We start from the raw sequence: 1111 nt of genomic DNA on the forward strand, positions 1-1111 counted from the left end.
CACCCTGCTGGGCACCGTCACCCTCACGGACAAAACGCGCCGAAAAGGCGGCCGACATACATTGGCATCAATGGCGTTAGCCGTCCTGCCGGCATTACCAGAGGCCTGTTACGGTGTTTTCCCGTTGCCCGACGAGCAATACTGGTTCGTGGCTGTCAGCGACGGCATGTTGTCACCGTTCGGCGATATCGTGGGGGATGAGGCGGCGATACGAATAGCCGTGTCCAATTTTCTGCAAATCACCGCTGATCCCGCGGCGGGTTGGACGGTATATGCCCCCAGCGGCTTCTTCCCCGAGCTAGACGCCGAAGATAAGGCGCTCTCGACGCTGATCGACAACAAGGTGGGTTTGCGACGAGCGCGTCTGAGCCAAACCCATAATCCGCAGATACTGTGGCTGTGGGGCATTGCGGTGGTGGCCCTGGTGGCAGGGTATGTGGGCTATTCGGCATGGCAGACGCATCAAGAAGATGAGCGTATTGCCGCTGCTCAGGCTGCGCTGTTGGCCAGGCAACAATTGGAGCAACAGGCTCCGGCCGACAACCTGAAACCCTGGGCAACGCAACCGCGATTCCCGCCGATGCTCAGCGCCTGCAGTAACGTGTGGAAAGACGCGCAGATCTCTATTGCCGGCTGGGTATTCAATACGGCGACGTGCGATGCCCACGGCAAGATCACGCTGCACTACACTTTGCCGAGCGGGGGCACCGTGGGGGACTTTGCCTTGCGGTTACCCGTACTCTATGGCGCAGACATTCAGCCGGTGTTTAATATTCCCGGCAGCGCGGATGACGCTTCCTTTGCGTTACCCGTGTCGCTTTCTCTCCCAGAACACCCCGAAGCACTGCTCCCGGGCAGCCAGCAAATTCAGCATCTGACCAGCTATGCCCAACGTATCAATGCCCGTTTGCGTCTTAGTGAAATGGACGTAAGCACGCAGTTAGCGCAGGGCGATGTACAAAACCTGCCATGGCGAACCTACAGCTTTACGTTCATTACCGATATTCCGCCGGATCGGTTGTTTGCGCCGACGCGCTTCAACAGCAGCGGGATAAGGGCGTCCAGTATCACGACGACACTCAAGAACAATCGCCTGGAATACACCATTGAG

At 58.1% G+C, this 1111-nt stretch carries 1 protein-coding gene; it reads left to right on the forward strand.

Annotated features, from left to right (window positions below; translation table 11 throughout):
- On the forward strand, positions 1-1111 hold a 1111-nt coding region (gene pilO2, locus A6U95_RS28330; protein WP_065686934.1), incomplete at both ends, for a type 4b pilus protein PilO2.

The sequence above is a fragment of the Serratia sp. 14-2641 genome, assembly GCF_001692375.1.
Classification (GTDB): Bacteria; Pseudomonadota; Gammaproteobacteria; order Enterobacterales; family Enterobacteriaceae; genus Chania; species Chania fonticola_C.